The organism is Alteromonas sp. AWJ4_197 (assembly GCF_056160285.1).
Map to the genome: position 1 here is coordinate 138949 of NZ_JBSWWW010000006.1, position 25411 is coordinate 164359.

The following is a 25411-nucleotide window of genomic DNA, read 5'->3' on the forward strand; positions in this document are numbered from 1 at the left end:
GCGTATGAGAATACCTTCATCCCCTCGGGTGATGGGTATGAATAAGGTTTTGCAGCCGCTCGGTGGCAACATGGGTGTAAATTTGTGTGGTAGAGAGATCACTGTGACCAAGTAACATTTGCACTACCCGCAGATCAGCCCCGTGGTTTAACAGATGTGTAGCAAATGCGTGGCGCAACGTGTGCGGCGATAAATGTTGTGTAATACCGGCAACAGAGGCGTAGTGCTTGATGCGGTGCCAGAACGTCTGCCTGGTCATCTGCACGCCCCGCAGGCTGAGAAAAAGTACATCTGTCTGGTGTTTTATCAGTTCAGGTCTGGCAGTTTTACAGTAGGTTTCAATCCAGTCGACAGCGTCCTCTCCCAGCGGCACAAGACGGTCTTTATTGCCTTTACCGGTCACCCTGACAACACCTTGCTGAATACTCACCTGATCCAGCCGTAAGCCAATGAGTTCACTGACCCGCAACCCTGTGGCATAAAGCACTTCCAGCATACATTTGTCACGGCACTCTACCGGATCTTCGGGGTTTGGCGCATTGAGCAAATCATCCACCTGAGCTTCACTTAATGACGAAGGCAATTTTTTCGGCAACTTCGGATTAGCCAGCTGAGTCACCGGGTTATCGGTACGTACCTGCTTTCCGATAAGGTAAATATAGAACGCCCGCATGGCAGACATGGCCCGCTGGGTACTGCGGGCAGACAGGCCGGCCTCATGACGGTACTGTAACCAGGCCTGCACTGATTCAGTGTACAGCAGGCTGATATCGTCTATCTTTTCCTTCGCCTGACAGAACAGAGCCAGTTTTGATAAGTCAGTGCGGTAGCTCTGCTGGGTATGTTCACTCAACCCTTTCTCTAACCAGAGCATATCGGTGAACTCGTCAATTAACGCCCGGTTTTTGTCGCTCAGTACCTCTTTTGCCATGTCGGATCAGAACCCGCGCTTTTCTTTGATAAGTTCATAGGCAGCCTGAATATCCTGCGCTTTGGCTTTGGCAATATCCAGCGCCTGTTGCGGTAAGCCTTTTGATACCAGTTTGTCCGGATGATGCTCAGACATGCGCTTGCGATAAGCACGTTTTATGGTTTTCTCATCATCCGACGCGGTTACACCGAGAATACTGTAAGCATCGTCCAGAGACTGGGTATCAGAATATGACTGCGCCCGTTGCTGATGACCGTGCTGACCACCCTGCCCGCCGCGCTGACGGAATCGAATTTCCGCTTCATAAGCAGAAATCAGAAAATCCAGATCTTTTCGCTTGAAATTCAGCACCATGGCGACTTTTTCCAGCACTTTGTATTCTGGTGTGGACAGCGTGCCATCAGCAAACGCGGCCTGAATCAGGATTTCCAGGAACATTTGCAGTATGTCCCGGCGGCCATGGCAGGACTCAACCAGGCCTTTAAGTGTATCTGCCAGCGGAAAAGCGGATGATTTACCCTCACGGAATGCCTGCTGGGCTTCACGGCGGGCATCGCCGGTCAGCTGCATATCATCCATCAGTACTGTAGCAATTTTTATCTCCCGCTCGGTAACCTGACCATCGGATTTAGCCAGGTGGCCCAGTGAAGAAAAGAGCGCATGAAAAAATACTGCCTGCTGCTTCATTCCGGACTGGTCAGTAAAGAAACGACCAAATCCGCCCAACTGATTAAAATCCTGACTGTAAGCCTTATCGAAGAAGTGCCCCACGATTAAACCCAGAATCGCTCCCGGTATTTTCAGGAACATAAAACCAAATACAAAGCCGAGGATTTTCCCCCAAAAAGACATACAACCTTTCTCCTGATTGACGTAAAGCAGCTGATGAATACTGTATAGCAATGCTGCCTGACTTGATACTCTGCCCTGACGGCACAGTAAACGGAATTTATGACATTAACGATGAGATATGGCGTCAAACCGTAAAGATCAAAGTCAAAAAACACTGAATTGACAAAAACTCTGTAAAACTTTTCAATTTTTTAGCTTTGACGGTTGGCTCAGACACCAGAAGTGCTTAGAATTGCTTACTTTATGGTTCGCTGGCGAAAGCATTAGTGAACCCACGATTCAGGACACCGTCACATATCATTGTGATCACGAAACAGGCCTCCCACAGACGCATGAAAAAAACCTGTGCCTCCTTTCTGCTTGTCGCACTGAGCAGCACCGCCGCGCTGGCGCAAGAATCACGGTCTCCGGCCGAAAAAAATGACGATTCGCCCGAATTTTGCCCTGTGCCACCGGTCAGTTTTTCCAGTAAAAAGCTGATGCCGGCCGGTGAAGTGAAAGTTGAGGCTAACCGTGCTGAAATCATTGAACGGGAAGTTGCTCTGTTTTCCGGCAACGTCGATATTACTTCAGACTCTGCCACTATCCGTGCCGATCAGGCGCAGATCAATAACAACGGTCAGCAATTGTATGCCAAGGGCGATGTTGAATACGCAGATAAGCAGTTGCATGTGGCATCTGACAGCGTGGATGTTGATTCCAAAGATGAAAGCCTGACTATGTCAAACACGGTTTATCATCTTAACGGTTCAAATGGCCACGGCGATGCCAGTACCATTGCGTTAAATACTCAGGATGGCCTTGTTCTGCGTGATGTGAGTTTCACAACCTGTCCTGAAGGTGAAGAAGAGTGGCTAATCCGCGCCTCTGAAATCAGTATCCGCCGGGGCAAAGCCTGGGGTGAAGCCAAGCACACCCGCTTTTATCTGGGCAATGTGCCGGTATTTTATCTGCCTTATTTTGCCTTCCCGATCACAAATCAGCGTCAGACCGGCTTTCTATTTCCTAAGGTGTCTAACTCCAGTAATACCGGCGTTGATTACGAACAGCCCTTCTACTGGAATATGGCACCGAACTATGACATGACGCTGTCTCCCAGGGTTATGAGTGCCCGTGGCGTGCAGCTGAAAACGGAATTCCGTCATATGTCAACAGCCAGTTACAGCCAGCTGAATATGGAATATCTGCCACAGGACAATGACATGGTAGAGAATCCGGACCGCTATTTCTACCGCGTATTCCACGAAGGGAACTTTGCAGATAACTGGACCGCCTCAGTGAATGTTAACGGACTGAGCGACGACAACTACATTGTTGATTTAGGCAGTGATTTTTATAACCGGGCTGATACTCACCTGTTCCGGACAGGGTCTGTCAGTTACAGTTCTGATGAAGTGCTTTTCTCGGTGAACGTGAGAGACTTCGAAATTATTGGTGATTACACAGACACCTACCGTGCACTGCCTGAAGCCAAATTGAATTATGTTCATCCGCTGGCCCGTTATCTTGAGTTCCGCCTGGATTCAGAGCTTGCCTGGTTTGACAATACCTCACCGGATGCGCCGACGGCGATGCGATTCCACGCTGCGCCCACACTGGCGATACCTTTTCAGCGACAGTGGGGAGAATTTTCCGCAGAAGCCAGCATGCTGAATACATATTATCGCCAGAAAAATATCGAAGGAACCGGACTGGAAGAGAAAGTGAACCGGACGCTGGGACAGGGAAAACTTTACGGCGCATTGTATTTCGAGAATGACGAAAGCTGGTTCAGTAAAGACATGTCGATGACCCTTGAGCCGCGGATCCAGTATCTGTATACCAGTTACGAAGATCAGAAGGGGATCGGATTCTACGACACCACCCTGTGGCTGACTGACGTTGAAGGTCTTTTCCGTGGTCAGGAATTTACCGGTCTTGACCGTATCAGCGACAATAATCAGGTTACCGTGGCGTTAACCAGCCGCCTGCTGGATAAGACTAACAGGGAACAATTCGTACTCAGTGTGGGTCAGATATTCTACCTCGATGAAAACAAAGTCATTGCCGCGACAAAAGAAGGTGACCGTTCAGCACTGGCCGCAGAGCTGGACTGGCGGGTAAATGATGAATGGTTCTTCCATACTGATTTTCAAATCGCTACAGAAACCGATAAAGTAGAGCGCGCAAGCACCACGTTTGAATACAGGGAAAGCAGCAGTAAGCTGATTCAGCTGACGCACCGCTATGTAAGGGAACTCTCCGGCGAAACCATTGACCAAGTAGGACTGTCTGCCGCCTGGCCTTTATCCGACCGCTGGCAACTTGTCGGCCGGACATACCGTGATTTAGACCTGAACCGGAGTGTGGAAAACTACTTCGGCGTGCAGTATGAATCCTGTTGCTGGGCTATTCAGATTGTTGCCCAGCGTCAGTTAAGTAACCGTTATGCCGCCGACGGTGCGCAATCTGTCGATGAATTCGATTCCGGTATTTCCATGCAATTCATTTTCAAAGGAATGGGTTCAGGAAGCACCGGCAATAATATGTTGTCGAACGGATTATTTGGCTACCGGCAGCCATATAGTTTAAATTAATGCGCCCGGCTGTTAAACGCAGCCGGCAGCAAAGCATAAACCGATAAAAAGAGTGATTATGAAGTTCATTATCCGCGCTATCTGTATCAGTGCCCTGTTTTCATTTATGAGCATGGCGCAACCTGTTTCACTTGACCGCGTAGCGGTTATCGTTGACCAGGGCGTTATTCTGGAAAGTGAAATAGAAGACCTGATTGCAGATGTTAAGCGTAACGCAGAAGCACAGGGACAAGCTTTACCTTCAGACCGTGTTTTACGTACTCAGGCAATTGAACGCCTGATCACCAAAAGTCTGCAAATGCAAATGGCTGAACGGATGGGTGTACAGGTCAGTGATCCCCAACTAGAGCAAACCATCGCCAATATCGCTCAACAACAGGGCGCGTCGGTAGAAGATTTACGCAACGAACTTCGTCAGCAGGGCATTGCTTACGACGATTACCGTGAAGATGTGCGTGAAGAGCTTATCGTAGGCGAAGTGACCCGTGCTAACGTTCGCCGCCGGGTATACATCACACCTCAGGAAATCAGTGGTCTGGTGAAATTAATGGACCAGCAGGGTGCCGAGCAGGCTGAATATAACCTTGGCCACATTCTGATTGGCCTGCCTTCCAGCCCCACTGACGAAGACGTTGCCAGCGCCCGCGACCGTGCAGACAAAGTTATCGAAATCCTCGAAGGTGGCGCAGACTTCGCCAAAATAGCTATTACTTCATCTTCAGGCTCTAACGCTCTGGAAGGTGGTGATATGGGCTGGCTGAACATTAACTCTATGCCGACCCTGTTTGCCGAAGCGGTTCAGGGTAAAGAGAAAGGAGCACTGGTTGGCCCTATCCGCAGTGGTGCAGGTTTCCATATTCTGAAAGTCATCGATACCCGCGGTATTGAAAAAGTGACCATTGAAGAAGTGAATGCCCGTCACATTCTGATAAAACCGTCTATCATTTTAAGCGATGAAAAAGCCCGTGAGATGCTGGTGAAATTCCGTCAGCAAGTTATCGACGGTGAAGCCGACTTCGGTGAGCTGGCAAAAGAATACTCTGAAGACCCGGGTTCTGCTTTGAAAGGCGGCGAATTAGGCTGGTCAGATCCAAGCATCTATGTACCGGCATTCCGTGAAGCGCTGGCAGGCCTTGAGCCCGGAGAATACAGCCAGCCTGTGCGCTCGCAGTTTGGCTGGCACTTAATGCAGCTACTAGACCGCCGCTTTGACGATGCAACAGAAAAACGCAAAGAAGATAAAGCTTCTCAGTTGCTGTACAACCGTAAATTTAAAGAAGAGTCAGAAGCCTGGTTGCGTGAAATGCGTGATGCTGCTTACATCGAAGTACTGGAATAAAACAGGTTAGTTAAATGAAGCCAATCAGAATAGCAGTCACTCCCGGCGAACCTGCAGGTATCGGTCCTGACCTCATCATTGCTCTGGCACAGGAGCAGTGGGATGCCCAGCTGGTAGTGTTCTGTGATGGCGACATGCTTAAAGCCCGTGCACAACTGCTCGGGCTGCCCCTTCAGCTGCAACCGTATGATGCCGGCAACAATGCCATCCAGCCGGCGGGCACACTGTATTTACAACAAATTGATACAGCGACAGCTGTTATTCCCGGTGAGCTGAACAGCGACAACGGTCATTACGTAGTTGAAACCCTGCGGCAGGCCTGTCAGGCGAATATGGAAGAAGGCTTTGATGCGGTGGTTACCGGACCGGTAAACAAAAGTATCATCAACAAAGCCGGTGTTTCCTTCAGTGGTCACACAGAATACTTCGCTCATCAGTCGAATACGATGGATGTGGTGATGTTGTTGTCTACTGACGGCCTTAATGTAGCGCTCGCCACCACCCATATTCCTCTGGAGTATGTATCCAAAGCCATCACCAAAGATCGCCTGAATAAAGTGATTCATATCATCAACACGGATTTGAAACTTAAATTCGGCATTCAGATGCCACGAATTTACGTTTGCGGCCTGAATCCTCATGCTGGCGAAGGTGGGCATCTGGGTACTGAAGAGTTAATCACCATCATCCCTGCCCTTGATGAACTGCGGGAAGAAGGTCTTGATCTTACCGGTCCGTTACCTGCCGATACGATTTTCCAACCTAAATATCTGGACAATGCCGATGTCGTACTGGCAATGTATCACGATCAAGGTTTACCGGTGCTTAAATACAAAGGATTTGGCGCATCGGTCAATATCACGCTGGGCCTGCCCTTTATCCGGACGTCGGTAGACCACGGCACTGCCTGTGACTTAGCCGGCACCGGTGAAGCAGATGCAGGCAGCTTCAGAAAAGCTATGCAAAAAGCTATTGAGTTAGCGAACAAACAACAATGAGCAAAACACATTTAGGCCATACCGCCAGAAAGCGGTTTGGCCAGAATTTCCTGCATGACGATTATGTCATTGGCAATATTGTCAGCGCCATTAACCCTGTTGATGGCGAAAATCTGGTTGAAATCGGACCGGGTCTGGGTGCACTGACCGATCCGGTTTGTGAAGAAGTTTCAAAGCTTACCGTCGTTGAACTGGACCGGGACCTTGCCGAACGGCTGCGTCATCATCCTTTTCATGGCAGTAAACTGACGATCGTAGAAAAAGACGCGCTGAAACTCGATTTCTCCACGTTACTGCCCGACATGCCCGACCCGGAAGGTAAACTCAGAGTATTCGGTAACCTGCCTTACAACATTTCCACGCCGCTGATGTTCCACTTGTTCAGTTTTGCCGGAAAAGTGCAGGACATGCACTTTATGTTGCAAAAGGAAGTGGTTAACCGCCTTGCCGCCGGCCCGGGGTCTAAAAGCTATGGCCGCCTGTCGGTTATGGCACAATACTACTGCGCAGTAGTACCGGTTCTGCATGTACCTCCCGGTGCGTTCAAGCCGCCCCCGAAGGTAGACTCTGCGGTGGTACGGTTAATCCCCCACAGCCAGCCTCCTGTAGAAGTCACATCAGTCACGTTACTGGAAAAAGTCTGTTCTGCAGCGTTTAATCAACGCAGGAAGACTATCCGTAACAGTCTGGGCGACTGGGTGAGCGAAGAAGAATTAGTAGCGCTGGGACTGTCACCGACAGCCAGGGCTGAAACCTTATCACTGACAGATTTTGCTGCCGTCGCCAACCTGGTAGCGAAACGGGACGGGGAATGCTGATATGCAGGCATCGCCAGGCATTATCGTCTCCGTTTCCACACGGCACCTGCCGGATCACCCGGCCAGCGGGCCTGACAAATACGCCTTTGCTTACCACATTACTATCCGTAACCACAGTGATGCCCGCGTTCAGTTGCTGAACCGCTACTGGCTTATCACCGACGGTAACGGTAAGAATACTGAAGTTCAGGGTGAAGGAGTTGTTGGCAAAAAGCCCCATATCGACCCGGCAAGTGAATATCAGTATACCAGTGGCGCATTACTGGATACGCCGGTGGGCAGTATGCAGGGCCATTACGAAATGGAAGATGAAAACGGTCAGCGTTTTCGTGTGCCCATTCATATATTCAGCTTAAGTGTGCCGAACGCGCTCAACTAGCTGATATACCGGCACATGCCCGTAATCAATAAGACAGGATGCTGCCATGAGTGAATCACAAACTCTCGTTATCGGGGATATTCAGGGCTGCTTCGGTGGCCTGATGGCCCTTTTAGAAAAAGCCGGTTTTGATGAGCAAAGAGATACACTTCTTGCGGTGGGTGATGTGCTCGCGCGGGGAGAAGACTCCCATGCCACGGTAAAATACCTGATGGATCTCGGCGACCGCTTTCGTACGGTGCTGGGTAATCACGACCTGCACTTCCTGGCCGTGTCTCAGGGCATTAAAAAGGCCAAAAAAAGCGATCGCATTGACCCGCTGTTAAATAGCAAAAAACTGGGCGACTATGTTGACTGGTTTCGTCAGTTCCCGCTGGCCCTGGCTATCAGCGAAAACACCACGATGGTTCACGCCGGGCTTTATCCCGGCTGGTCTCCCGCCCAATTACTCGCTTACAGTGATGAAATCAGTACGGTTCTCAAAGGAAGCGGCTGGAAAACGTTGCTGGAAAATATGTATGGCAATGGTCCTTTCGAATGGAAAGACACATTGAAAGGTGTACAGAGGCAGCGTTTTATTATCAACGCCTGTACCCGCATGCGTTTTATACAGGATCAGAAATATCTCGATTTTGCCTGTAAGCATCACCCGGATGACGCTCCGGCCAACCTCACCCCCTGGTTTTCTATCCCCAACCCTGCATTAAGCGCTGAACAACGCATCATTTTCGGACACTGGGCGGCACTAGAGGGAGAAACCGGTTCAGAACAAATCACCGGGCTTGATACCGGCTACGTATGGGGCAATACCCTGACAGCGCTGCGACTGGAAACTAATGAACTGGTTAGTGTATCAGCCTGAATACCTCAGAAACTGGCAAGATACGTTGGTTTATACGATAGTTATGGCTCTTACGTGCAAAATCTGTTTACAATCACTTTAAACCGCAACAATTCCGACTAAAGTATAGGAATATTTTGTCGATAAAAACTTGCGGAGAGTAACTAAAAGATGGCAGGTCATGTCACGTCCTTAATATCAGTCATAAAGAACACAACTGATAGACCACAACAATAAATAAAACTGTGTTTCAGGAGTTCGGATGAAAATCACGGTAGCAATGCGTATTATCGGCGGATTTATTACTATAAGTCTGTTGTTAATTATTATCAGTGTGTCGTCACTCATTAACCTCAACTCTGTGGGATCAGCGGTTGATGAGGTTAACCGGGTCGCGGTACCTACCCTTTCAAGCAGCAACTCATTAAAAGCGAGTTTTCTGAATATGAGCCGGGTCACCTTCGAAGCTTATATCGAAGAGCAGGTCACCGGTCTGGAAAACAAATATGCACGGTTTACCGACAGCAAAGCCGACTTTGATGCTGAATTGAAAGCGCTGAATTCCGTATTGTCTGATGACAGTGCCATGCAGAGCAGTCTTACCGGTGTCCGTGAATCTTATAATGAATACGTGACTAACGTCGAAGCCATGTACAGCAATCACCGTGAGTCTATGGAAATGCGTAATGCTATTTTCGACAAGGTTGGCGATGTTGAAGATAATGCCGACGACGCCTCTACCTACCTGCTGGATTTCTCTGAGTCTGACGCAGTCGCTGCAAACCGCGCCCTTCAGCAGGCTTCAGATATCGGTGGTGAGCTGGAGAGCACTCTGCTTGGTCTTATTACCGTTGCTAACGAATATGCCAAAACCCAGACGCTGGTGCGGGCACAGGTGTTAGGCAATGAAGTAGAACTCACCGTGGGTAAAGTCCGCGAACTCATGAACAATATGCAGGCGACGGCAGCCGGCAGTGACACCTCAGGTACGCTGGATGAAATCTCAGGCCTGGTGGACGACGCCATTGATGCCATCACAGGCTCAGACGGTGTGCTGCAGTTACAAAAAGCGCGTCTGGAATTCCGCAATGCCGCCGAACAGGCACTGGCCCGTTCTGACAAAAATGGTCAGGAAGGTATTGCTGCTCTGGAAGCCTTACTTAAGCAGGCAAACAAGAAAGCAGATGATATAGATGAGCAGGTATCTTCGAAAGTTACCTCAGGTAATACCATCGTTATCATTGTCGCTCTTGCATCGCTTGCAGCAGCCATTGTTATCGGATACTGGACCGTGATTGCCATTACCCGTCCGTTAAACCGCGTGAACGAACTGCTGACCGTAGCATCTTCCGGTGATTTAACCCGCCGTCTGGATGACACTGCTGAGGACGAATTTGGTCAGTTAGCGAAGAATTGTAACAAGCTGATTGCCAATCTGAAGTCATTAATCACCGGTATCAATACCCGTGCAGAGCAGTTGGCTGCAGCTTCCGAGCAAACATCAACGGTAACAACGCAAACGACACATTCTATTCAGAACCAGAAGTCGCAAATCGCCCAGGTGGCAACAGCAACGACAGAGATGCACAGCACTTCTCAACTGGTCAGTCAGAGTGCGGAAGACACGCTGAACGAAATCCGTCACGCGGACAGCGAAGCCGAAAAAGTGCGTACTATTTCACTGGAAAACAAACGCACTATTGAAGTACTTGCCCAGGACGTTCAGCAGGCCGCTGAAGTTATCAATAAACTGCATCAGGACAGTGCAAGCATCGGTGGCATTCTGGATGTTATCCGTGGTGTTGCTGATCAGACCAACCTGCTTGCTCTGAACGCAGCTATTGAGGCTGCCCGTGCCGGTGAGCAAGGTCGTGGCTTCGCGGTTGTTGCTGACGAGGTGCGTACCCTTGCTTCACGCACGCAGCAATCGACGCAGGAAATTAATTCTATGATCGAAATGCTGCAGGCCGGAGCAGAAAAAGCCGTGTCAGTCATGAATCAGGGTAAAGAGCAGACGGCTGTGTGTGTTGAACAAACAGATAATGCAACGAAAGCGCTGGACGTGATTTCAGATGCGGTTCGCAAGGCTTATGATGTCAGTACGCAAATTGAGCAGTCAGCCCGCGAACAGAACACAGTTTCCCAGGAAATCAGTGAAAAACTGGAAACCATCGTCGGCATTGCTGAAGAAACCACTATCGGTGCACAGCAAACGTCTGAGTCCAGCTCAGAGGTGGCCCGTCTGGCTGAAGAACTGCAGCAATCTATCCGACAGTTTAAAGTGTAATTTTTCACATTTTTCAATGCAAAGGCGCGTCCGCAAGGACGCGCCTTTTTTATTTTCAGCCTGCCTTTCAGGCAAAGCTGCTGACAGCGTTTATACTGTAAATATGCAAAACGACCAATGCTGCTCCGACGAATGATTAAATTCAACACGCTGCGCACCCAGCTTATGCTGGGCATCCTTCTGGCGTGCCTGACTATTCTCACTGCTCAAGCGTTGATCCGCTATTACTACATCCTGCCAGTATTTGAAACGATGGCGCAGGAGGGGGATCGTCAGGACCTTGAAAGGGTTGCCTCTCAGGTTCGGCAGGAACTGGAGTCCCTGCACAAACTGGTCTACGACAGTGCCGTATGGGATGCAATGTATAACGCCGCCATGAACAAAGACAGTGACTGGTTTGAAGAAAATTATCTTATCCCCGAATCCTACCGGCGTATTCATATCAATGGCTGGTATCTTTATGACAGTAGCGGTGAATTAATCAGTGGCAGAAGTTATCGTGACGACGGCACAGAACTAGTGCCGGAGAACCTGTCATCTTCTACAAAATTGAATCTGAACAGAGCTGGTAATGAAGCAACGGCACAGCCATCTGCCCACACTCTTTTCACCCGCATTGCCGGGAATCCTGCGGTTGCAATTTTTCATCCCGTGTTACCTTCTGATGAAAATGGCGAACCAGCCGGTACACTGGTGCTGTGGCGCTTTATCGATCAACAGTTTGTCGATTCACTTACGCCGGGTATGGCAGGTGACATTATCTTTCATTCGCAAAAAACTTTGCCTGATAACCCTGAAGCGTTTTCACTCAACGTTGCGTCCGGCAGCCCGGTGCATGCACAGCCATTTAAAGGCAGACTGTATCTGGTCATCAATAGTCTGCAGAACACTCCGCTTTTTGCTCTGTCTATCCAACCCAGACCAAGGCAATATGATGATTCATTGTTTGATGCCAGCCTCATTGCAGGCATTGTGATCACGCTGACTGTGATTGCAGTGTTCTATTTATGGGTAAACCGGCAACTTATCGCGCCGATAGCCAGTATTCACGATAACGTGAGCTTCGCTATGCGTAGCAGGGACTTTTCCCGTCAGACGCCATACAGAGGCCGTAATGAAGCTTTCCGGCTGGGTCGTAAACTCAATGAGATGTTCGCCCTGATAAATCATCAGCGCAACGAAGTTCTTCAGCATAACAAACAACTGGAAAAGATCAGCAATACCGATCCCCTGACAGGGCTTGCGAACCGGAGGCACCTGGACTGTTATTTCAGAAACCTCCCTCTGCCGGTCAGAGCAGGAGGCGGTAATATTGCCGTTATCCTGGCCGATGTAGATTATTTCAAGCGTTATAACGACCACTATGGCCACGCAGGCGGTGACAAAGTATTAAAACAGGTTGCCGCGTTACTACGTAAAAATACACGCACCGGCACAGATATCGTTGTCCGTTACGGCGGAGAAGAATTTCTTATCGTGCTTCAGCAAACCTCTGCGCAGGGAGCTGTCAAGGTTGCAGAAACCTTACTGCACGAGATCAGACTGGGAAATATTCCCCATGAAAGCAGAGATGACAGTATGCACATAATCACTATGTCTGCCGGTATTGCCTGGCAAACAGAGGGGGAACCCCTGCTACCGGAAAAGTTGCTTAAGAAAGCAGACGACGCCCTGTACAGAGCGAAGTCATCGGGACGGGACTGCTTTATTACTGAGGATCAGACTGAAGCACCTCTGCGTGCCGGCGGCGCTTAGCTTTCCGTCCGCCCTTTATCATCTGCACAGAAATACAACCCGCAATAAGTCCAATGCCCCCCCATCCGGTCAGTGAAAACCGTTCAGACAACATCCACACAGCCAATAATGTGGCGACCACCGGCTCAAGCAGCGTGATCAGCGTGGCAATACTTGCATCTATTTTTTGTAATCCGTATCCGAACAACAGATAGCCGCCAAACATAGGGATAAAAGCCATATACAGGGCAACCGTAATATTACCGGAAGAAGCGAGCAGATTATCTCCGGTAAAGAACAATGAGGGCAGCAGAAGACAGGAAGCAACACCAAATTGAACTGCCATGGCAACATCTGAACGCACGCCGTTGACTATCATACTTTTACCCGTCCATGAGTAGGCGGCATAGGTTAAGCCTGCCAACAATCCGAGCAGAATTCCCCATTCCCGTTGATCACCGGCTACAGCAGTTTCAGCGTGTGGCTTAGCCATGACCAGGCACAAGATCCCGGCAAACCCGAGCAAAAAACTCAGCATCCATTTTGCCGTTACAGGCCTGCCGTTAATAAACCGCTCCATTAAGACTGCGAAGCACGGAGCACTGGCAATGGATATGACTGTACCGATGGCGACGCCGGCCAGACGCATTGAAGAGTAAAAGGCCAGTGGATAGACGGCCACGCTAAGGCCTCCCCAGAAAACGTATTTAAACTGAGAAAACAATAAACCCCGTTGCCTGAGCAGCGGACCGGAGGATTTCAACAGCATCAGAAAACCGCCACCACCCGTTGCCACAGCGCCAATGGCGAGGGGGCTGACATCCGGCGCAAAGCTGGCGGCGGTCCCTGTGGTTCCCCATAAAAAACTGGCGATGATTATAGCCAGCACGCAGCGGAAGAGGTGTTGCTGTTCAGACATGAAAAATTTAATGAGTGATGAATTTAAAGACAGTATAAACAGGCGAATTGAAGAGCACTTTGCTGAAAGGACGCTTCATGGTGTTGCAAAGACGCAATTAAAGGCATTTATTATTGCAGCATTTTAGACGGGGGAAGTCCGAAATAGGCAGAGAAACGACGGCTGAAGGCAGAAAGGTCCTGATAACCGGCTTCTTCAGCCACCCGCTGTACCGGCATATCGGTATGAATAAGCAGTGCTCTCGCCTTCTCCATTCTTAATGCCGTGATATACCGTGCCGGCGTTTTCCCCGTTTGTGCCCTGAAAATCTTTTTGAACTGGGTCGCGCTCATGCACGCCACAGAAGCCAATTCCTCAATGGTGAGAGACTCACTGAGCCGGATTTCAATAAACTCCACCACATTCCTGATCCGCGGGTCTAGTGCAACACCCAGCTCCTGTTCTGCAAGCACTGCCAGAAAAGTTTGCAGCATCAGTGTTTCCACCTCGCAGCTGACCCTGCGTTCAAGCTGAGTTGCGATAAAAGATAAAAGGGATGTCATGGGCTTACTGACAGCAAAAACACTGGCTACTGCGTCTGAGAGGTTATCAGGTAACTGACACAAGTCTGCCACAACAAAACGGGCCTGTTCTTCGGCAGTAAATATGTGCAGGGTGTTACGCCGGATTACTACACATTCACCGGGCGCGACCTTCCCCTTTATATCCCCTGCGGCAATATTGATAACACCACTGAGGGGCAGCACGAGCTGATGAAAGTCGTGACTGTGACCCGTTGTTTGCTTGCTGTAAGAACGGATTGAAAGGGAATCAGGCATGCATTAAAAAGGGCAGTCTGATGACTGCCCTCCTCTTATTATTCAAACAACTCTTTATGCAGTTTCTGCACGATGTCAGTGCTGTTCTCTTCGTTCACCAGGAACGACAAATTGTGGGGGTTTGCGCCGAAGCAAATCATCCGCAAATTGTAATCATGTACAGCCGCGAAAATACGGCTGGATACACCTTTCGCTGTTTGCATGTGATTGCCGACCACAGTAACCAGATCGAAACCTTTCTCAACGGTGACATCACAAATCGTTTCCAGCTCTGCAATGGTCTCTTTATTCAAACGGGATGCTACAGAGTTAGCCGGGTTATCCAGCGTGAATGACACAGAAATTTCTGAAGTCGTTACCAGATCTACGCTGAGTTTATGCTTGGCAATAATAGCAAAAACCTGTTGCAGGAAGCCCTGAGCATACATCATCTTCGGCGTTTTAACCGTTACCATCACCTGCTCTTTACGGCGGGTGATCGCACGGTACGGAGGCTCAACTTCGCAGTCGCGCATGATCCATGTGCCGCCTTTTTCAGGCTCTTTACTGGAACCCACGAACACTTTGATATCTTTACGCAGCGCCGGTTCCATAGTGGCCGGGTGAAGAACTTTGGCACCGAATGTGGCCATCTCTGCCGCTTCTTCAAAGCTCAGTTCAGGTAACGGATAGGCTGCAGAAACAATACGGGGATCCGTGGTGTAAACCCCCGTTACATCGGTCCAGATTTCGCAGGTATCAGCTTTCAGTGCTTCAGCCAGTAAGGCAGCCGTGAAATCTGAGCCTCCGCGACCCAATGTGGTTGTTTTGCCTTCTTCGTTAGCACCGACAAATCCCTGAGTCACTACGATTGCGTCTTTAATTTCCGGGCGCAGCAGTTGTTCAGCTAACTGCTCAATGTCTTCCAGTTGCGGAACCGCTTCCCCGAATTCACTGTCAGTACGCAGTACTTTACGCACATCAAAGTTCAGAGTAGTCACCGACTGTTCTGCCAGAACCGCACTGAACAACAACGACGACATACGTTCGCCCATAGAGAGCAGCTGATCTTTTAAATCGTCGCGGTGCAAAATTTCTTCATGATTCGCCAGACCGCGAAGTTCTTCAAACAAGTCTTCCAGTTTGTCACTGACCGAATCTTTGTTTTTAATTTGTGCCAGCACAGCCATTTCGATGTCGATGATAGCCTGGCAGGTGTCCTTGATTTGCTCGCTGGTCAACGCTGTGTGCGCAATGCTGACAAGGTGATTTGTTACGCCTGCCTGAGCACTGACGACAACAATGCGTGTCGCTTCATTGCCAGCCACGATTCTGGCGCAGTTTTGCATAGCCTGATAAGTAGCAACACTCGTACCACCAAATTTGGCGATATTAAGAGGATTCGTCACGGTATTCTCCGGTTTTCCCAACACGTTGATGTGTTAAATTTTGATACTAATGTGGTCGCCGACACGAACATTATTTGCCGCAAACCACCCTTGATTCATTTCCAGCGCGTACATCACCGCTTTCGATGCTCCCACAGACGTTAAGTCATGCGGCATCAGCGGTTTTATATCTGTAATCACGCCATTCCCGTCGATAAATGCCACATCCAGCGGTACAAATGTATTTTTCATCCACATACTGGCTTGCCTCACCGGCACAAACCTGAACAGCATGCCACAATCTTCGCATAGAGACTGGCGATACATGAGGCCACGTGCCCGTTGCTCTGGTGTGTTTGCAAACTCCACCGGCAGCGACTTACCTGCCACTTCAATGGCGGCAGTGTCAAATTCAACCGGCTCCTGCGCAGCACTCTGACATGCAGCAAGGGCAACACACAAGATAAGCAGGCAATTTCTCAGCACCATGAATGATTTCATTATTTCTTCCTTGCAAAGACAAAAAAAGCCGGGTCCCTGAGGTACCCGGCCCGATAGTTTATAACTCAAGTCAGGCAACATTCAATGTCGGAATGATCTTAGCCTTTGCATCCTCTTCTGCTTTCTTAAAGCTTTCCATCTTATCGAAGTTCAGATAGCGGTATACATCGGCTGCCATGGAGTCGATTTTACCGGCATATTCCATGTATTCTGCCGCCGTGGGAATCCTGCCAACAATCGCCCCGACAGCTGCCAGTTCAGCAGAAGTCAGGTATACGTTGGCGCCATCACCAAGACGGTTAGGGAAGTTACGGGTCGATGTAGACAGTACCGTGGCACCGGCATCAACACGTGCCTGGTTACCCATACACAGTGAACAGCCAGGCATTTCGGTACGAACACCCACGCGGCCGTAAATGTTGTAATAACCTTCCTCCATCAACTGGGCTTTATCCATCTTAGTGGGCGGAGAAATCCACAGGCGGGTTGGAATGGTTTTGTTGTACTGCTCCAGCAGTTTACCAGCGGCACGGAAGTGTCCGATGTTGGTCATGCAGGAACCGATGAATACTTCGTCCACCTTGTCGCCGGCAACTTCAGACAGTGTTTTCGCATCGTCCGGGTCGTTCGGGCAGCACACGATGGGTTCTTTGATTTCTGACAGGTCGATTTCAATCACTTCTGCGTATTCAGCATCTGCGTCAGCACGCATCAGAGAAGGTGACGCCAGCCACTCTTCCATCTTCAGCGCACGACGCTCAAGCGTACGGGGATCGCCATAACCTTCGTTGATCATCCAGCGCAGCATGGTGATGTTAGACTTCAGGTACTCAGCGATAGACTCTTCAGACAGGTTGATAGTACAACCGGCAGCAGAACGTTCTGCAGAGGCATCAGACAGTTCAAAGGCCTGTTCTACCGTTAAGTCTTCCAGACCTTCAATCTCAAGGATGCGGCCGGAGAATGCGTTAATCTTACCTTTCTTCTCTACCGTCAGCAGGCCCTGCTTGATACCGTAAAGAGGAATCGCGTGTACCAGGTCGCGCAGAGTGATACCAGGCTGACGCTCGCCTTTGAAACGAACCAGGATTGACTCAGGCATATCCAGCGGCATCACACCGGTAGCCGCAGCAAAAGCAACCAGACCGGAACCCGCAGGGAAGGAAATTCCCAGAGGAAAACGGGTGTGCGAGTCGCCGCCGGTACCGACAGTGTCAGGCAGAAGCATACGGTTCAGCCAGCTATGAATGATACCGTCACCGGGACGCAGGGAGACACCACCGCGATTCATGATAAAGTCAGGCAGGGTGTGCTGAGTTTCGATGTCTACCGGCTTAGGATAAGCCGCGGTGTGACAGAAAGACTGCATGGTCAGGTCCGCCGTGAAGCCAAGACAGGCCAGGTCTTTCAGTTCGTCACGGGTCATCGGGCCTGTAGTATCCTGAGAACCCACAGTGGTCATTTTGGGTTCGCAGTAAGTACCCGGACGGATACCTTCCACGCCACAAGCTTTGCCAACCATTTTCTGTGCAAGGGAGAAGCCTTTACCTGTGTCTGCTGGTTGCTCCGGCTTACGGAAAAGATCAGAAGGCCCCATACCCAGCGCTTCGCGGGCACGCTCAGTCAAACCGCGACCGATGATGAGGTTAATACGGCCACCGGCACGTACCTCATCCAGAATTACCTTAGATTTGTAGCTGTACTCTGCCAGCACTTCGCCGGTTTCGTGATTAGTGATTTTGCCTTCGAAGGGATAGATGTCGATAACATCACCCATATTCATTTTTTCTACATCGGCTTCGAATACCAGTGCGCCGGCATCTTCCATGGTATTGAAGAAGATTGGTGCTACTTTAGAACCGATACAGACACCACCACCGCGCTTGTTAGGCACACCCGGCAGATCTTCACCGAAGAACCACAAAACAGAGTTGGTGGCTGACTTACGTGAGGAGCCGGTACCCACAACGTCACCGACGAAAGCGACCGGATAACCTTTGGCTTTTACCTCTTCGATTTGCTTCATCGGGCCTTTCACGCCGTGCTCTTCCGGTTCAAGACCGTCACGGGTCATTTTATAAGCCGCAAGGGCATGCAAAGGGATATCAGGGCGTGACCATGCATCCGGGGCCGGAGAAAGGTCGTCAGTATTGGTTTCGCCGGTAACTTTGAAGACAGAGTAAGTGATCTTGTCCTCCATTTGTTTACGGCCAGTAAACCACTCGCCTTCTGCCCATGATGTCATCACATCAGCAGCATATTCATTGCCCGCTTTACGCTTTTCATCCACATCATGGAAAGCATCAAACATCAGCAAGGTATGTTTAAGTTCTTTCGCCGCCAGCGGAGCCAGTTCTTTATCATCAAGCAGCTCTACCAGTGTAGCGATGTTATAACCGCCGTGCATGTTACCCAGCAGTTCAACCGCTTTTTCTTTATCAATAAGGGGACAGCTGTCTTCGCCTTTCGCAATGGCACTCAGAAAACCGGCCTTAACGTAAGCCGCTTCGTCAACGCCCGGAGGAACACGCTCAGAAATGAGTTCTAATAACGTCTCTTCTTCACCAGCAGGCGGATTTTTCAGTAAGTCGACCAGACCGGCAACCTGCTCCGGATTCAGGGGTTTAGGGGGGATGCCCTGAGCAGCACGTTCTTCAACATGTTTACGATATTCACTTAACACGATTGCTTCCTCCTTGTTACTCAGGCTGGAAGGATTCAACGGTCCTGAGCCTGACTACACGTTATCGACGCCGGAATTATATCGGCGCACAGTATAAAATAACACCGGACTGCACCCTTGTTACGCCTGTTACCACCATTCACAAAACTTATAAATATATGGAGCTACAAAAATAATGATTATTAGATTCAGAGGGGTGCAATTCGCAAAACGGTGGCGTTTTCACCATCGGTTAGTACATAGATTGCGCCTTTACGATCAATTTCAATGTCCCGCAAACGCTGATTAATAGTAGCAAACAATTTTGTTTTGCGGGGAGGCGTGGTTGACATATCCACAGCGATGACGGACTGGTCTTTCAGCGTAGTCACCAGCAACTGGCCTTTCAAACCCGGAAACAGATCACTGTTATAAAAAACCATGGCAGACGGCGCAACAGAAGGAGTCCAGTCAACCAGCGGAGACTCCATGCCGGCATATTCTGTAAATGGTGAAATACGGGCACCGGAATAGTCTCTGCCTGATGTCGCTACCGGCCAGCCATAATTGAGTCCCGGGCGGAGTATGTTTATCTCATCGCCTCCGTCGGGACCATGTTCGTGTTCATAGATGACTGCGGCTTCTTCATCGATAGCCAGTCCCTGAGGATTGCGGTGGCCCGTTGAATAAATATAGGGCGCAGTGTCATAAAAAGGATTATCAAGCGGCGCAGCGCCATCCTCGCGGATTCGCAGAATTTTCCCCAGTTGACTGTCAGTCCGCTGTGCATGCTCACGGTAATCAAAACCGTCACCGGATGACACCAGCCAGGTGCCGTCATTCAGCACTGCCAGACGGCCACCATAATGAACCGGCGTGTCTTTATCCGGTGATACTGTAAACACGACGTTGATACCGGTAATGGTATCGTTCTGAAGCGTTGCTGTGGCCACTGCCAGATGATTCGCCGTTTCCGTTCCCTGAGAAAATGTCAGCATGATACGTCCGGACAAGTCGAAGTCCTGCGCCAGCGCAATATCCAGCAGCCCCCCCTGCCCGGCTACGTACAGGTCGGGCAATGCCAGCGGTACCCTGACCAGCCGGGATTCTCCCCCGAGGATCACCACATTGCCTTCACGCTCAGTGACCAGTAACCTGCCATCAGGCAAAGATTCCAGCGCTTTGGGATAGTGTAATGTCCATGGTGCAATACGCTTTGCCTGATAACGAATGTCTTCAGAAAATGCGGGCAAAGCAAAGATGGTCAGAGTGATAGCAACGAGCGTGTTTTTAAACATGGAATTGTATCGTTCCTCTTGTGATCTGTAGCATGGCGTGAAAAGATGCGGTAAATCAGTTTCGCACTATACATCGAAAAATCGTCTGAACAACATGCCGTTAGCAACTGCAAAATCGTTTTCACTGGCTTTTTTCCCCGCCTGGCTGCTTTGTTACTGCCTGGCAAGCGTTTTCCATACGCAAATGGTACTGCTTGAGTTGCTCCGGTTAGACGTAGTCATTCCTCTCCCGCTCTGGTTACAAACAACATTCGAAGATATCTTTGGTCTGTTACCTGTGTATGGTTCTGCCACGGCCGCCGCCCTGTTTATCGCTTTCTCCCTGTGCGGCTGGCTGACAGGAAACTTCACCCGTCGGAGGTGGCTGCTGCCGCTGGCCGGTGGCGTGGCGATGCTGGTGCTGTTGATGGCCATGTATCCGGTAATGCATGTCACACTTATCGCCGGCGCCCGTTCTGCTGCCGGCCTGGCTTTACAATGTCTGGCGGGTTGTCTTGGCGGACTTGTCTTCCTGCGAATATTCCGTCCCGGTTGATCCTGCGCATTAAATTTCAGTAAATTTATGGCGTTACCTGTAAGGTCGCGCTAGATTTATCTTATATTTTTTATGTTAGCCACGGATGTTGCGGAATGGAAGTTACCCAACATATTATTCGCAGTACCCAAACGGAAGATGATGCTATTTTGCAGGCAATTAAAGCGCCCTGCGATTTACTGCTGGTATTCGCAAGCCCTGCATTTTTCTCCTCATCATCTTTGCTCACTGACATCATCGCCTCGGGCATACCGGTGGCAGGTTGTGGTACCAGCGGAGAAATTACCGCCGGCGATGTGCGCGAACAGAGCGCAGTTTTCACCCGCATCGATCTTAAGGGTAAAGGATTTGCCCGCATTGCCGTCAGTCAGGTGCATGAAGAAGATTATTTTAACTGCGGTAAAGCCCTTGGCGAATCGCTTCGTGGCGACGACCTAAAAGCCGTTATTATTTTTACCCGCGGAATCGACTTCGTACCCGGTGAAATGTTCGACGGCTTACACCATGTGCTCGGAACAGATTTGCTGATAAGTGGCGGCATGGCCGGTGACAACGCCAGTTATGTGCAGACCTTTACACTCTCTCCGCAAGGGATCAGTGATCATGATGTGGTTGCAGCCGGGCTCTACGGAGACAATCTTGCCGTCAGCCAGGCCGTTATCGGAGGGTGGCAGTCTTTCGGTCCGATCCGTCAGGTTACCCGCAGTGAAAATAACATTTTGTATGAACTGGACGGCACACCGGCTCTGGATATTTACAAAAAATACCTGGGCCGTTCAGCCAGTCGCCTGCCCGTATCAGGGCTGCTTTTCCCCCTGGAGATGATGGACAGCTACGACGAGCCTTCCGGATTGCTCCGCGCTCTCTATGATGTCGACGAATCAGACGGCAGCCTGATTTTGGGAGGAAAGATTGAACAGGGTGCCTATCTCAGACTCATGCATGCTTCCACAAATGATTTGATAAGCGGTGTGGAAGATGCAGCGCAGTCCTTCAGTCTCAGTGTTGAAAATCAGTTTAAGCCGGCTTTTGCGCTGGTAGTCAGTTGTCTTGCCCGCAAAATTGTCATGGGTGATCAGGTGGAAGAAGAAGTAGAGGCCATCACCAGTGCGCTCGGGCAGGACCTGCCGGTTTGCGGATTCTATTCAAACGGCGAGTTTGGCCCCCTCACGGCCCCGGGCCCCTGCAAATTGCATAACCAGACAATGATTGTCACGCTTTTCGGAACGACGGACTGATGCACAGGCTGCTGTTCAGACAAATCAAGAAAACCATGGGCTTTCAGACCATTGAAGAGGCTGAACAATGGCTTGATACGCTGCTGGAGCATGCCCTTGACGATTCACTGCCACCGGCAGTTCAGACGTTATTACAAGGTCTGATGCCTTTCGTCGACAGGGTCGACAGCAGTTACAAATCCCATGAAAGAGACATGGAAATCCGCGACCGCAGTATCCGCTTAAGCTCTCAGGAACTCACTGAATCACTGGAGCTGGCCCGCCGTGATGCGGTTAAGCAAAAGCAGGCGGTACGGGAACTGAAAATAGCGGCAAATGACTTGCTGAAAGGCCTGTCCAAGCCGGAATTATCAGAAGATACAGACTCACTGAACGGACTGGCAGAGCTGATGGCTGACCTCGCCAGAGAACGTAATGAAGCACTGCATGAAGTAGAAGTTCAGCGCCGTGCCATCGACCAGCATGCGATTATTGTGGTGGTGGATAATGAAAAGCAAATCCTCTTCGCCAACAGTAAGTTCTGTGAGATTTCAGGCTATGAGGAGAAGGAGCTTAACGGCAAAAGCCTCGAAATTATCCGCAGCGGTTATCACGATGAAAGTTTCTATACACCAATCTGGCGCGCGGTGCGGGCTGGCGAGGTGTGGCACGGCGAAGTGCACAATCTGAGAAAAAACGGCGAGACATTCTGGGTGTCCTCCACCATTGTGCCAATCGAAGGCAATACCGGGCAAGCGGAGCGGTACGTCGCCATCATGACAGACATTACCCATCAGAAACTGCTGGAGGAACGTATATCCGACAGTCAGCGTTTTTATCAGAGTATTACCGACTCTATCGGTGAGGGCATTTTCGCAGTTGACCGCAGCGGTACTATTGAATTTCTTAATCCGGAGGCCAGTCGTCTGCTCGGCTGGACTATGGATGGACTGAAAAACAGACGTTTCCACGACACCGTGCAGTTCCAGTCACCGGATAAAAAGTTCATTCCGGTACAGCAAAGCCCTCTTATTCAAACCATTAAGAAAGGTGAAATCTATTTCTCTGAAGAAACTTATTTCACCCATAAGAACGGGCTTATGTTTCCGGTATCTATCACTGCCGTGCCACTGGAGGATGACAGGGGTAACATACGGGGACACGTCGGTGTGTTCAGGAATATCAGCGAACGTAAGAATATTGAGCAAGCCATGCGGGACGCCTTCTCTCAGGCTGAGCGGGCAAATAACGCGAAAAGTGAATTTCTCGCAAACATGAGTCACGAAATCCGTACGCCGCTTAATGCCGTACTGGGCCTTACTCATCTGGTGCTGAACTCGTCTCTTAGTACTCAACAGAAAGATTATCTGCAAAAGGCCACCAACAGTGCCAACACTCTGCTGGGCATCATTAACGACATTCTGGACTATTCAAAAATTGAAGCGGGTAAGCTGGATTTAGATATTCAGCCATTCATCTTCGATGATTTACTGGAGAAAGTGTCGAATTTGTTTCAGGACAGAGCTGTCAGCAAAGGGTTATTACTGCTTTTTGATATGGGCGGCGATATGAGTCTGCCCCTGCTGGGCGATGAAAACCGCCTGATGCAGATTTTTAATAACCTGGTCAGTAATGCCGTCAAATTCACCCGGCAGGGTCAAATTATTGTGTCGGTTGAATTACAACCCCGTCAGGGACAACAGGTATCGGTTAAATTAAGCGTTACAGATACCGGTATAGGTCTCAGTGATGCCCATCAACAAAAGCTGTTTGACCCCTTTACTCAGGCCGACGCGTCTATATCCAGACAATACGGCGGCACCGGTCTGGGCATGAGTATTACGCGCCACCTGGTCGAACAGATGAACGGCACCATTTCGGTTGAAAGCGCACCCGGTGAAGGTAGTAAGTTCAATATTGAACTGTTGTTACCTCTGGCCGGAACCAGCAATACAATGCCGCCTTTAGGTGCACATCAGTTTCTTACACTCTGCTGTCTGAACGATGCCCTTTTACCGGTAGTGGGACTGGTGGAAAAAACGTTATCGACGCTGATGGTTCCTCATGAACACTGCACAACTCACCGTGCTGAATCTCTGCCGGAACAAACCACCCACCTGCTGGTGGTTGCAGATAAAATTACGGAAGAGCGGATGAAACAACTTGCTGAGGCATTCCGCTCGAAACAACTGGATTATTCTCACCTGCGCATCCTCACCCCGGGCAATCAGGAGGAGATGCGTCATCTTCTGGTGAGTCACGGATTGTCTGATGCCGCCGTGATGCAACTTCCGTTTACCCAGCGTTCTATGCACGACTTCCTCAATCAGGGAGCAATGCTTAAGGACACTCAAACAGGTTTCACTTCACTGGACGACATTGGCCTGGTTGAGCGCAGGCTAAGCGGCAAACACGTACTGATAGCTGACAGCGACGACATCAGTCAGACCGTTATGTCCCAACAACTTAATTCTGCCGGTATTAAAGCCACCAGTGTCTCTTCCGGTGCAGACTGTATCACCTTGTGTAAACAACTGACCTTTGACGCCATTATTCTGAACAATAAATTACCCGACATTCCCGGCTGGGAAGTGGCTGAAAGTCTTGTATTTGGTAACAGCCTGACCACCCCGATTATCTGTACTTCCACAGAAGATGCCTCTGCCATTGAAGATTTAATCAGTGATTCCGGAATGTGTGCCTTGCTCACCAAGCCGGTAAGTAATGATGATCTGCTCCGTACTCTCGATAACTACATGATTTATACCGGCGAAGCAGAACACGCCGGCGATGACTTCGACGGCATAAAAGATCCCTATGCGTCACTGCTTCAGAGTTTTTACCGGAAATACAGTGTCAGCGGAAATACCCCCTTTGACTTCCTTGTTGAAGGTTTGCAGCAACAGTCATCAGTGCCGGTGGAAATTCTTGCAGGGATCAGAAAAGATGCCTCAACGATTGGCGCGAAGCCACTGAAGAAAATGCTCGGCGCATTGCTGCAGCAGGATACTCCCGCTGAACTGGTTCAGGCCGCCATTCCCAAACTTGCCGGAGAGCTGGATATGACGCTGAAGAAAGTCGTCGCCAGTCTGGACGCACTGAGCAATGTTGAGGAAAAACAAGAAAATGAACAGGATTTCACGTCACAAGTTCAATTTATACTAAACTTACTGGAAGACTACGATGCAAAAGCATCGGACAACCTGCAACAACTCTATAGTGAACATCAGCAGTCTCCCCATCGCTGGGTGCTGCAACAGGCAATACAGAAAGTATCTCAATACGATTTTGAAGCTGCGGCTGTGCTCTTGCAGCCATTAGTAAACGGGCAATAATTGT

19 protein-coding genes are annotated in these 25411 nt (G+C 49.8%); 11 read left to right on the forward strand and 8 right to left on the reverse strand.

Annotated features, from left to right (window positions below; genetic code table 11):
• Positions 1-16 precede the first annotated feature (16 nt).
• Both xerD and djlA read right to left on the reverse strand, forming a co-directional pair.
• Positions 17-931 carry a site-specific tyrosine recombinase XerD gene (gene xerD / locus ACXAGC_RS14495; RefSeq protein WP_474844941.1) on the reverse strand — a complete coding sequence of 305 codons (915 nt, stop codon included), beginning with the start codon at positions 929-931 and terminating at the stop codon, positions 17-19.
• Positions 932-937: 6 nt separating this feature from the next.
• Positions 938-1783 carry a co-chaperone DjlA gene (gene djlA, locus ACXAGC_RS14500; RefSeq protein ID WP_474844942.1) on the reverse strand — a complete coding sequence of 282 codons (846 nt, stop codon included), beginning with the start codon at positions 1781-1783 and terminating at the stop codon, positions 938-940.
• Positions 1784-2115: 332 nt separating this feature from the next.
• On the opposite strand from djlA, the gene ACXAGC_RS14505 reads away from it, so the two are divergent.
• From ACXAGC_RS14505 to ACXAGC_RS14540, 8 genes are all read left to right on the forward strand, one after another.
• Positions 2116-4359 carry an LPS-assembly protein LptD gene (locus ACXAGC_RS14505; protein ID WP_474844943.1) on the forward strand — a complete coding sequence of 748 codons (2244 nt, stop codon included), beginning with the start codon at positions 2116-2118 and terminating at the stop codon, positions 4357-4359.
• A 58-nt stretch (positions 4360-4417) separates the two neighbouring features.
• Positions 4418-5698 carry a peptidylprolyl isomerase SurA gene (gene surA / locus ACXAGC_RS14510; RefSeq protein ID WP_119500150.1) on the forward strand — a complete coding sequence of 427 codons (1281 nt, stop codon included), beginning with the start codon at positions 4418-4420 and terminating at the stop codon, positions 5696-5698.
• Between the two features lie 14 nt (positions 5699-5712).
• Entirely contained in the window at positions 5713-6696 is a 984-nt protein-coding gene (gene pdxA / locus ACXAGC_RS14515; RefSeq protein ID WP_474844944.1) for a 4-hydroxythreonine-4-phosphate dehydrogenase PdxA, read from the forward strand.
• Positions 6693-7514: a 16S rRNA (adenine(1518)-N(6)/adenine(1519)-N(6))-dimethyltransferase RsmA gene (gene rsmA / locus ACXAGC_RS14520; RefSeq protein ID WP_303573706.1), complete on the forward strand. Its 822-nt coding sequence runs from the start codon at positions 6693-6695 to the stop codon at positions 7512-7514. The genes pdxA and rsmA overlap by 4 nt, the downstream gene beginning before the upstream one ends.
• A 1-nt stretch (position 7515) precedes the next feature.
• Entirely contained in the window at positions 7516-7893 is a 378-nt protein-coding gene (gene apaG / locus ACXAGC_RS14525) for a Co2+/Mg2+ efflux protein ApaG (RefSeq protein ID WP_303573707.1), read from the forward strand.
• A gap of 46 nt (positions 7894-7939) precedes the next feature.
• Positions 7940-8755 carry a symmetrical bis(5'-nucleosyl)-tetraphosphatase gene (locus ACXAGC_RS14530; RefSeq protein ID WP_474844945.1) on the forward strand — a complete coding sequence of 272 codons (816 nt, stop codon included), beginning with the start codon at positions 7940-7942 and terminating at the stop codon, positions 8753-8755.
• Positions 8756-8996: 241 nt separating this feature from the next.
• A complete protein-coding gene (locus tag ACXAGC_RS14535; protein WP_474844946.1) occupies positions 8997-11021 on the forward strand; it encodes a methyl-accepting chemotaxis protein in 2025 nt (674 codons plus the stop codon).
• 132 nt (positions 11022-11153) lie between these two features.
• Positions 11154-12776 carry a sensor domain-containing diguanylate cyclase gene (locus tag ACXAGC_RS14540; protein ID WP_474844947.1) on the forward strand — a complete coding sequence of 541 codons (1623 nt, stop codon included), beginning with the start codon at positions 11154-11156 and terminating at the stop codon, positions 12774-12776.
• Here ACXAGC_RS14540 and ACXAGC_RS14545 read toward each other — a convergent pair.
• The 6 genes from ACXAGC_RS14545 to ACXAGC_RS14570 form a co-directional block, all read right to left on the reverse strand.
• Complete coding sequence (locus ACXAGC_RS14545; RefSeq protein WP_474844948.1) at positions 12730-13674, reverse strand: DMT family transporter; 945 nt, start codon at positions 13672-13674, stop codon at positions 12730-12732. The two genes, ACXAGC_RS14540 and ACXAGC_RS14545, sit on opposite strands and share 47 nt — an antisense overlap.
• A 110-nt stretch (positions 13675-13784) precedes the next feature.
• A complete protein-coding gene (locus ACXAGC_RS14550) occupies positions 13785-14492 on the reverse strand; it encodes a helix-turn-helix domain-containing protein (protein WP_474844949.1) in 708 nt (235 codons plus the stop codon).
• 38 nt (positions 14493-14530) lie between these two features.
• On the reverse strand, positions 14531-15880 hold the full coding sequence (lysC, locus tag ACXAGC_RS14555; protein ID WP_119500141.1) for a lysine-sensitive aspartokinase 3: 1350 nt from the start codon (positions 15878-15880) through the stop codon (positions 14531-14533).
• 33 nt (positions 15881-15913) lie between these two features.
• The gene (locus ACXAGC_RS14560; RefSeq protein ID WP_442858450.1) at positions 15914-16363 is read right to left on the reverse strand and encodes a DUF192 domain-containing protein; all 450 of its coding nucleotides are present in this window, start codon (positions 16361-16363) and stop codon (positions 15914-15916) included.
• Positions 16364-16430: 67 nt separating this feature from the next.
• Positions 16431-19043 (reverse strand): bifunctional aconitate hydratase 2/2-methylisocitrate dehydratase, encoded by a 2613-nt coding sequence (acnB, locus tag ACXAGC_RS14565; RefSeq protein WP_474844950.1) that lies wholly within the window; start codon positions 19041-19043, stop codon positions 16431-16433.
• A 188-nt stretch (positions 19044-19231) separates the two neighbouring features.
• Positions 19232-20320 (reverse strand): PQQ-dependent sugar dehydrogenase, encoded by a 1089-nt coding sequence (locus ACXAGC_RS14570; RefSeq protein WP_474844951.1) that lies wholly within the window; start codon positions 20318-20320, stop codon positions 19232-19234.
• 94 nt (positions 20321-20414) lie between these two features.
• Here ACXAGC_RS14570 and ACXAGC_RS14575 point away from each other — a divergent pair, with 94 nt between their 5' ends.
• From ACXAGC_RS14575 to ACXAGC_RS14585, 3 genes are all read left to right on the forward strand, one after another.
• The gene (locus tag ACXAGC_RS14575; RefSeq protein WP_474844952.1) at positions 20415-20855 is read left to right on the forward strand and encodes a hypothetical protein; all 441 of its coding nucleotides are present in this window, start codon (positions 20415-20417) and stop codon (positions 20853-20855) included.
• Positions 20856-20950: 95 nt separating this feature from the next.
• Positions 20951-22093: an FIST signal transduction protein gene (locus ACXAGC_RS14580; protein ID WP_474844953.1), complete on the forward strand. Its 1143-nt coding sequence runs from the start codon at positions 20951-20953 to the stop codon at positions 22091-22093.
• Positions 22093-25407, forward strand: a complete 3315-nt coding sequence (locus ACXAGC_RS14585; protein WP_474844954.1) for a PAS domain-containing hybrid sensor histidine kinase/response regulator — start codon at positions 22093-22095, stop codon at positions 25405-25407. The genes ACXAGC_RS14580 and ACXAGC_RS14585 overlap by 1 nt, the downstream gene beginning before the upstream one ends.
• The last annotated feature ends 4 nt before the right edge of the window (positions 25408-25411 follow it).

Coding starts and splice junctions, on each gene's coding strand:
- xerD (WP_474844941.1), bottom strand. CDS start 931: ATGGCAAAAGAGGTACTGAGCGACAAAAACCGGGCGTTAATTGACGAG.
- djlA (WP_474844942.1), bottom strand. CDS start 1,783: ATGTCTTTTTGGGGGAAAATCCTCGGCTTTGTATTTGGTTTTATGTTC.
- ACXAGC_RS14505 (WP_474844943.1), top strand. CDS start 2,116: ATGAAAAAAACCTGTGCCTCCTTTCTGCTTGTCGCACTGAGCAGCACC.
- surA (WP_119500150.1), top strand. CDS start 4,418: ATGAAGTTCATTATCCGCGCTATCTGTATCAGTGCCCTGTTTTCATTT.
- pdxA (WP_474844944.1), top strand. CDS start 5,713: ATGAAGCCAATCAGAATAGCAGTCACTCCCGGCGAACCTGCAGGTATC.
- rsmA (WP_303573706.1), top strand. CDS start 6,693: ATGAGCAAAACACATTTAGGCCATACCGCCAGAAAGCGGTTTGGCCAG.
- apaG (WP_303573707.1), top strand. CDS start 7,516: ATGCAGGCATCGCCAGGCATTATCGTCTCCGTTTCCACACGGCACCTG.
- ACXAGC_RS14530 (WP_474844945.1), top strand. CDS start 7,940: ATGAGTGAATCACAAACTCTCGTTATCGGGGATATTCAGGGCTGCTTC.
- ACXAGC_RS14535 (WP_474844946.1), top strand. CDS start 8,997: ATGAAAATCACGGTAGCAATGCGTATTATCGGCGGATTTATTACTATA.
- ACXAGC_RS14540 (WP_474844947.1), top strand. CDS start 11,154: ATGATTAAATTCAACACGCTGCGCACCCAGCTTATGCTGGGCATCCTT.
- ACXAGC_RS14545 (WP_474844948.1), bottom strand. CDS start 13,674: ATGTCTGAACAGCAACACCTCTTCCGCTGCGTGCTGGCTATAATCATC.
- ACXAGC_RS14550 (WP_474844949.1), bottom strand. CDS start 14,492: ATGCCTGATTCCCTTTCAATCCGTTCTTACAGCAAGCAAACAACGGGT.
- ACXAGC_RS14570 (WP_474844951.1), bottom strand. CDS start 20,320: ATGTTTAAAAACACGCTCGTTGCTATCACTCTGACCATCTTTGCTTTG.
- ACXAGC_RS14575 (WP_474844952.1), top strand. CDS start 20,415: ATGCCGTTAGCAACTGCAAAATCGTTTTCACTGGCTTTTTTCCCCGCC.
- ACXAGC_RS14580 (WP_474844953.1), top strand. CDS start 20,951: ATGGAAGTTACCCAACATATTATTCGCAGTACCCAAACGGAAGATGAT.
- ACXAGC_RS14585 (WP_474844954.1), top strand. CDS start 22,093: ATGCACAGGCTGCTGTTCAGACAAATCAAGAAAACCATGGGCTTTCAG.